This is a genomic window from Actinomadura sp. KC216 (assembly GCF_004348535.1).
Classification (GTDB): domain Bacteria; phylum Actinomycetota; class Actinomycetes; order Streptosporangiales; family Streptosporangiaceae; genus Spirillospora.
Window position 1 is genome coordinate 1 of the sequence record NZ_SMJX01000359.1, and the last position, 7,920, is coordinate 7,920.

At 69.5% G+C, this 7,920-nt stretch carries 5 protein-coding genes; 1 reads left to right on the forward strand and 4 read right to left on the reverse strand.

The features are described from left to right. The coding region (locus E1264_RS36810) for a HisA/HisF-related TIM barrel protein (RefSeq protein ID WP_132181194.1) at nucleotides 1-752 on the forward strand (752 nt) is incomplete at its 5' end. A 123-nt stretch (nucleotides 753-875) separates the two neighbouring features. Here E1264_RS36810 and E1264_RS36815 read toward each other — a convergent pair. The 4 genes from E1264_RS36815 to E1264_RS44075 form a co-directional block, all read right to left on the reverse strand. Then, nucleotides 876-2,111: a pyridoxal phosphate-dependent aminotransferase gene (locus E1264_RS36815; RefSeq protein WP_132181196.1), complete on the reverse strand. Its 1,236-nt coding sequence runs from the start codon at nucleotides 2,109-2,111 to the stop codon at nucleotides 876-878. A 33-nt stretch (nucleotides 2,112-2,144) separates the two neighbouring features. Beyond that, on the reverse strand, nucleotides 2,145-3,404 hold the full coding sequence (locus tag E1264_RS36820) for an FAD-dependent oxidoreductase (protein ID WP_132181198.1): 1,260 nt from the start codon (nucleotides 3,402-3,404) through the stop codon (nucleotides 2,145-2,147). 28 nt (nucleotides 3,405-3,432) lie between these two features. Next, on the reverse strand, nucleotides 3,433-6,471 hold the full coding sequence (locus E1264_RS36825; RefSeq protein ID WP_165964567.1) for an amino acid adenylation domain-containing protein: 3,039 nt from the start codon (nucleotides 6,469-6,471) through the stop codon (nucleotides 3,433-3,435). Nucleotides 6,472-6,983: 512 nt separating this feature from the next. Continuing rightward, the coding region (locus E1264_RS44075; RefSeq protein WP_165964568.1) for a hypothetical protein at nucleotides 6,984-7,920 on the reverse strand (937 nt) is incomplete at its 5' end.

Consider the following 7,920-nt stretch of genomic DNA (forward strand, 5'->3'; position numbering starts at 1 on the left):
CCCATTCCCCGATCGTCCCATGCCTGGCCGTTCATCAGGGCTGGACGACCGAACCGTCAGGTATTTCCGGGCTTGCGAACCTGCGAGACCCGGTGGAGATCACCCGGCACTACAGCCGGGAGGGCATAGAGACGGTCATCGTCGACATTCTGGACCCATGGGAGCGCCTCGATGAGTTCGCACCGCTCATCGAACGCCTGGCCGATACCGCGTCGGTGCTCTGGGTCGTGGTCTCCGACGGCCGTGTGCCCTCCCTGCGGTCGGCCGATGCGCTGTTCGACGCGGGTGCCGGCGCGATCGGGCTGTCCACCACGGCCGTCGAGGATCCGGCCACGATGCGAGAAGTGGCGGAGCGCCGTGGTCCCGAGCGCGTCCTCGGCATTCTGAACGTTCGTCGTGTCGACGGCCACCGATGGGGGGTGTTCATCGAGGGCGGCGACAAGAAGACTGACCTGGACGCGATCGCATGGGCCGGCGCACTGACCGAGGACCTGGGCGCCGGCCTGATCCTTCCGAACAGTCTCGACGGTGAGAAGACGGGAGCCGGATACGACATCCCGCTGTGCCGGGCTGTCTCCGGCGCTGTCGCCGTGCCCGTGGTCATAGGAGGCGGCTGCGCCAGAGTCGAGCACCTTGACGAAGGGCTGGCGCAAGGTCGAGCGCACCTCACCATCGTCAACAAGGCCACCCACAGCGGAGACATGGCGGTCAGCGCGGCACATGACCATCTCCGCCAGCGAGGGCTCATGTAGTGGGTAGCCTCTCCTGCTTCCCATCGCTGATTCCCGTGGGAGAGGCCAGTTGAATCCCCGTACGAGGGGTCGTCCATCACGTGCCTGCCGGACGAAGCAGGGCGACGGCCAGCGCGTGCGCGGCTAGGGGAGATGGGGCGCACAGCGACCACCTGCCCTGTCCGAGAGGAGGTCGGCGAGGCGGCCGATGGCGGGCTCCAGCTCTTCCAGGCGCGGGAGAGCGGTGATGCGCAGGTGATCGGGTGCCGGCCAGTTGAAGCCGCTGCCTGGGACCACGAGGACGTGCTGGTTCTCCAGCAGCTCGAAGGCGAGTTCCTGGTCGTCGTCGATGCGGTGGGTGTGCGGATCGAGTCGTGGGAACAGGTAGAGGGCTCCTTTGGGCTTGACGCAGCTGACCCCGGGAATCGCGTTGAGCAGTTCCCAGGCTCGGTCTCTCTGCAGGTGGAGCCGGCCGCCGGGGAGTACCAGGTCACGGACGCTCTGGGGGCCTTCGAGGGCGGCCGGGACGGCGTGCTGGCCGGGAAGGTTGGGGCACAGCCGCATGTCGGCGAGTGTGCCCAGGGCCTCGATATAGGACCGGGCCCGATGCTTCGCGCCATGCAGGACCATCCACCCGGACCGGTAGCCGCACACGCGGTAGGCCTTGGACAGCCCCGAGAACGTGAGTGACGGTACGTCGGGCGCGAGGGGGGCGATCGGCACGTGTTCGGCGCCGTCGAAGCGGATCTGCTCGTAGATCTCGTCGGCAAGCACGACCAGGCGGTGGCGGCGGGCCAGGTCGGACATCTCGGCCAGCAGTTCCCGTGGGTAGACCGCACCGGTGGGGTTGTTGGGATTGATGACGACGACGGCCCTCGTCGCGGGGCTGATCTTTGATTCCATGTCGGGGAGGTCGGGGCACCAGCCGCGGTTCTCGTCGCACAGGTAGTGCACTGGAGTGCCGCCGCAGAGCGCGACGGCCGAGCTCCATAGCGGATAGTCCGGGGTCGGGATCAGCACTTCGTCGCCGTCGTTGAGCATTGCCTGCAGGGCCATCATGATCAGCTCGGACACGCCGTTTCCCAGATAGACGTCCTCGACGCCGAGTCCGCCGAACCCGCGCCGTTCGTAGTGCCGCACGACCGCCTGCCGGGCCGGGAGAATTCCCTGGGCGTCGCTGTATCCGTGCGATCGGCTCAGGTTACGGGCGATCTCCTGGACGATCTCGTCCGGCGGCTCGAAGCCGTACGCCGCGGGATTGCCGCTGTGCAGATGGAAGATGTGGTGGCCTTCGCCCTTCAGTCGTGCGGCCCGTTCGGTGACGGGGCCGCGCAGCTCGTAGCTGATGTCGGTGAATCGCTCGCATGAGGTGATCGTCATCTTCTTCTCCGATGTCGGCGAGCCGACCGCGCGTCACTTGAGCAGCCTCTCCAGGCGCGGCGCGGCGGGCGCCAGGGTGCGTGCGACGTCGACGGCGCTGGCGAGGGCCGATTCCTGGCTGTCGAGGTGGTGGAGGTGGTGGCCGGCGAAGTGGACTCCTCCCTCCCCCTGGGCGGCGATCACCTGCGGCCGGGCGCGGACAGCGGCTGGAGTGAGGCAGAGCTGCCGGAACGACGCCTGGGCCACCGGTTTCCGCGGCGGCCGGTCGCGATGGGTCACCCAGCTCTTGAAGACATCGACGCCCGCGGCCCCGTACCAGGTGCTGGTCTCGGCCCAGCCGTCGTGCACGGTCACGTTGTTGGTCGACCAGTGCCGGCGGTTGGGGGGCATGTAGGCCGGGTCGGTGTGCGCGGCGACGAGCACGTCGACGTAGGTGAACGTGTTGAGGGCGTCCACGAGCCGGTCGGTGCCGGGGAGGGGCGCGATCACGCGTGCCGCCTCGTCCGGATGGGTCGCGAGGACGATTCGGTCCACGGTGTGCGAGCGCCCGGCGGAGTCGGTGACCTCCACCTGGTCGCCGACCCGACGGAGGAGTTTGACCCCCAGGTCCGTGCGGATCCGCCCCCGTTCGAGTTGGGCGGCGAGCGCGCCGGCGACCGCGCCGAGTCCGGTGTGCAGGTTGTGCCACACCGGGGCATCGTCGTCCGTGGCGGGCGGGACGGCGATCAGGAAGGCCGTGGCGGCCCGCGCGGACGTCTCCTTGACCTGCGTGGTGTCGCATCCGAAGAAGGACGCGAGCAACGGGTAGAGAAGCATGTCCTTGTGCTCGCGGGTGACGGGAAGCGGCTCGATCAGCTCGCTGAGCGGTGTCGCCCAGGAATTGTCCTCGGCGGCCCATTCCGCGGCCCCGCTCACCAGCCGGCCGACCGCGGCCCACTCATCTCCGAGGATCGTCGAGCGTGCCCGGTCGGAGCTGCTGGCATGCGGGGAGACCAGCAATGGCGTGGAGTACGGGTGGTGCATGAGGGTGGTGGACAGCGGGACGTCGAAGGTCTGCGCCGCCAGCCGCAGTTCCCTTAGGAGGCGGGAGAAGAGGCGGAAGGCGCCCGGGGCGATGTGCTGGGCTCCGACGTCTACTGCGGCCTGCCCGTCGGGCCCGTCGGGCACGGCGAGGGTCAGGACGTGGCCGCCGATCCGCGGCTGGGACTCGAAGACAACGACCTCGTGGACGGGGTCCAGCAGCCAGGCCGTGCAGAGCCCGGCGATCCCGGCTCCGGCGATGGCGATGCGCATCGAACACCTCCAAGGGGTGGGTGCGGTCTCAGGAACGCGTCCGTGACTCGGCGGGCTCCAGGAAGCCGGACGCGACGAAGTAGTCCAGGTAGAGGTCGATGAGGTTCTCGTCGACTGGTGGGCAGTGGATTCCGGTGCCGGCGAGTGCGGCTTCGACGTTGCGGCGTCCGAACTCGGGGAAGGTGCCGGCGAAGTACATCTCCTTGACCGAGATGTCGGCGTCGCTGGCCGGTTCCACGAACATGGGCAAGTACGGTGCCATCGGTTCGTCCGGGTCGGCGGCGGCGCGCCCCACCACCGCCGAGACCCACTCGCCGTAGGGGACGCGGCGCACCGGGTATCCCCGGGCCTCCAGGCGGCGGACCAGCAATTCCAGCCGGTCATCGTCGGGATTGGTGACGTGGTACACCTGCCCGTCGGCCTTCTCGTGCAGGACCAGGTGGGCGAGAGCGTCTGCGGTAAAGTCCACGGGCACGAAGTCCAAGGGCAACGGGATGTCGGGGGCCAGCCCGGTCTCGGCGATCGTGCGGAACAGGGCGCACATCATGGTGTCGGTGTTCCAGACGCCCGTGTCGCTGGTGCCAGTGATCTCATAGGGGCGGTAGACCGAGACGGGCAGCCCTCGTTCGGAGGCCTGGTGCACCAGTTGTTCGGCCACCCACTTCGACTCCACGTAACCGAGCGAGATGCGGTCGGCATGCGCGAGCGGCGTGTCCTCTTCGACGCGGCGTACCCCGGCGGTGCCGTACCCCGCGATGACGGCGATCGAGGACACGTAGTGGAGCGGCTTGGCCTGGGCGGTCGCGGTGAACTTCAGCACTTCGCGGGTTCCCTCGACGTTGGTCTGGCGTACTGCCGTGTACGGGTAGGCGAAGTTCACATGGGAGCCGTTGTGGATGACCGCGTCGGTGTCGGCCGCGAGTTCGTCGTACCGTTCGCCGAGGCCGAAGCGGGCCAGGGTGAGGTCGCCGGCCACCGCGTCCACGTGGTCACGGACGGCGTTCCAGTCCAGGCCGTAGCGGCGCATGCGGGCGGCGAGCCGCTCGGCCGCCGCCGCGTCGTCGGAGGCGCGGACCAGGCAGCGCACTTCGGGGACGCCCGAGCGGACCAGCCGGTCGATGAGGAACACGCCGAGGAAGCCGCTGCCGCCGGTGATCAGAATTCGCCGGGGCCTGGCCGGGGCCCGGCGGTCGGGCATGGGAAGGTCGCCGAGCCGGGCCTCGTCGGTGAAGTCGATACGGGTGCCGGTGTCGGTCCGTGTTCCCGTCAGCAGCCCCTCGGCAGTCTGGGCGAACTCCGCCAGCGTGGGGTTGTCGAGGAGGTCGCGGATCAGCGTCCTGCTGTGGCCCGCGTGGATGCCCAGTCGTTCGTGCAGCGCGGCGGCGACCTGGGTGGCCTGCAGCGACTGGCCGCCGATGGCGAAGAAGTCGTCGTCGCGGGCGATGTCCTCCACACCGAGAAGATCGGTCCACACGCTCCCGACCGTCCGCTCCGTCTGTCCGCGAGGCCGCCGGTGCGGCGGCACGTCCGCCCTCCGGGGCGTGTCGGACCGTTCGAGCAGCGTCTTGCGGTCGACTTTCCCGCTGGTGGTGAGCGGAAGATCGTCGACGATCACATGGCGTGCGGGGATCATGTAGAAGGGGAGATGGTCGCGGAGGTGGCGGCGGATCTGCCCCGGCAGGCGCCGGTGTGCGTCGTGCCCGCCGCCCCGCGGGACGACCCAGGCGGTCAGGCGCTGATCGCCGGGCTTCGGCTCGTCCAGGACGACCGCGGCGTCGCGCACCTCGGGATGGGTGTTGAGCGTCGTCTCGATCTCCGACAGCTCGACCCGGTAACCGCGGACCTTCACCTGCTGGTCCCGCCGGCCGAGGAACTCGATGATGCCGTCGGGACGCCAGCGCGCCATGTCGCCCGTCTGGTAGAGCCGGGCGCCGTCACGGCCGGCGAACGGGTCGGGCACGAAGCGTTCGCGGGTGAGGTCGGGGAAGTTATGGTAGCCGAGGGCGACTCCGTCGCCGCCCAGGTACAGCTCGCCCTCCTCCTCCGGGTCGGCCAGCCCGCGGTCGTCCCGGAGCACGTAGGCCGTGGAGTTGGCGATCGGCCGGCCGATCGGCACCGATGCCGCGCCCTCCGGCACGTCACGGATCTCGTGGGTGGTGGAGAACACCGCGTTCTCCGTGGGTCCGTACCCGTTGAGGAACAACCCGGGCTTGCCGTGTCGCAGCACCGCGCGGCACCTGTCCGGGCTGAGGGCGTCTCCTCCGGCGATCAGGCAGCGCAGCGTCGCGAACATGCCGGGGCGCGTGCCGGCGTGCTGGTGGAACAGCCCGGCGCTCAGCCACATCACCGTCACGCCCTCCCGGTGCATGAGGTCTTCGAGGTCCGGGGTCGACAGCAAGGTGTCCTTGCCGGGAAGGACGAGCCGTGCGCCGTTCAGCAGGGCGCCGAAGATCTCGAAGCAGGAGACGTCGAAGGTGAGGTTCGTGGTGGAGAGGACCACGTCCTCCGGCCCCAGGGTGAGATAGTCCGCGCCCCGCACCAGCCGCACCGGGCCGCGGTGTGGCACCGCGACCCCCTTCGGTTCCCCCGTGGAGCCGGAGGTGTAGATGATGTAGGCCCTGTCGTCGGCGGTCACCGGCGGCTCGTCCTGCGGGGGCTCCTCCGGTAGGGGGTGGTCGCCGGGCGGTGCGTCCTGGGGCGGCGCCTCTTCCACGGTCACGACGGTATGGCCGCGGATCCTGGACGCGTTGTGCGCCCGGGTGACGACCGCGCTGGCTCCGGATCCTCGCAGCACGCTCTCCAAGCGACTGTCCGGATCGGACGGATCCAGGGGGACGTAGGCGGCTCCGCTCATCAGCACGCCAAAGATCGCGGCGAGCGCCTCCGGCGAGCGCTCCAGGAGCACGGCGACGACGTCCCGCGGCCCGCTCCCGGTCTCTCGCAGCGCGCGGGTCACGCCCTGGGCGCGCTGGGTCAGTTCCCCATAGGTCCACGAGACGTCCCCGGACGTGACGGCCACCCGGTCCCGGCCCTGCGCCACCTGCTCCAGGAAGAGCTGATGCAGCACAGCATCGCGAGGGTAGGCGGTCGTGGTGTCATTCCATTCGCAGACCATGTCGGCCCACCTCTGTGGCGCGATATGAGGCATGACGAAACTCCCTTTCGGCTGTTTGTGCTTGCTGAATTCGGCTGTGACATCTGCGGACGGCGGTCAGTCGGCGGCGGCGCCCCAGAAAGGCCGCAGGTAACCCGCGACCGGGCGCACCGCCGTCCAGCCCCCTGCGACGCGTTCGACTTCATGCCGCTCAGGCGTCGAAATGCTCGCCGTCATTATGTCCCCCTTAATATTCATCGGGTCCGTCGCACGAATGCGGATCGGACCGGACCGGACGTGATACGCCAGGCTTCATGCGACACGGGGGTAAACTCACCGAGCCTGGTGCCGGTAACCACGGAGGCGGGGTGAAAGCGGTCTAGTTTTGCCACGATCTTGACAGGGACGGCGTCTAGACGGGCCCAGGCCGTTCGTGGCCAGGCCGGAACTGATCGGCCGCACCGAGAAAGCCCGGCGCGGATCACTCAGCCAATGTCGGGGACATTGACGATCTGGGCCGCTCGCTGAAGCAGCGTCCGGGCCGCATGATTTTTGCCATAGGGCCGGAGGCGGGCTTGAAGATCGGTCAGGGCCTCTCGTACTCGCGCGCTGTGGATCTGGGAGTAGGCGTCCAGGAAGCGGTGTGCCGTGGCCACCGCCTCCTCCAGCATTCCCTGTCCGAGTTCGAGTTCGGCCATGCGGGCGAGGGTGATGGCGCGGGAGCGCCGCTCGGCCGTCGACCAGAGCGGCAGCGCCTCCCGCAGGGCCCCGAGCGCCGCCCGATGTTCGTTCAGATGGGCGTGGACTGTCGCCTTATGGAAGGCCAGCGCTGCGCGGTGGTAGGACCCCACCGAGTGCGACGGCGTGTCGAGGGCGCGGTCGAGCAGCTGTTCGGCCTTGCCGATTTCGCGCACGGCCCGCCGCCTGGAGCCGGTCGACGCGAGCGCCACCGCGGCCTGCGCCGACACCGAGGCCCTGGTCAGGACGCTCAGGCGCGGGGAAGCGGCCGACTCTGCCAACTGCAGGGCCGGCCGGAAATGCCCGAGGGAATGTGCCTGAACGCTCATCGCCCGCAGCGCCCAGGCGTACTCCTCGCGTCGGCTTCCGTCGGAGGCGATGAGCAGGGACGTCCGGTAGAACCGCTGGGCCGGGCCCTGAGCATGATCGTCGAAGCTCATGAAGCCGCACAGGTGAGCGAGCTGGCTGCAAACGGCCATGAGTTCGCCCCGTGCGCGGCCATCGGCTGGCGCGCTGAGCCAGGGGCCGACCACGTGTGCCAGGAACGCCGACGCCGAAGCGCGCACGACACCGCCCCCGTAACTCTGATCGACCATCGAGAACAGGCGCACCACGGTGGCGGCCAGCTCCAGTTCCCGCCCCGCCGTCCGCGCCGCCGCCCCGGCGGGGTGGTCCCGGTTGCCC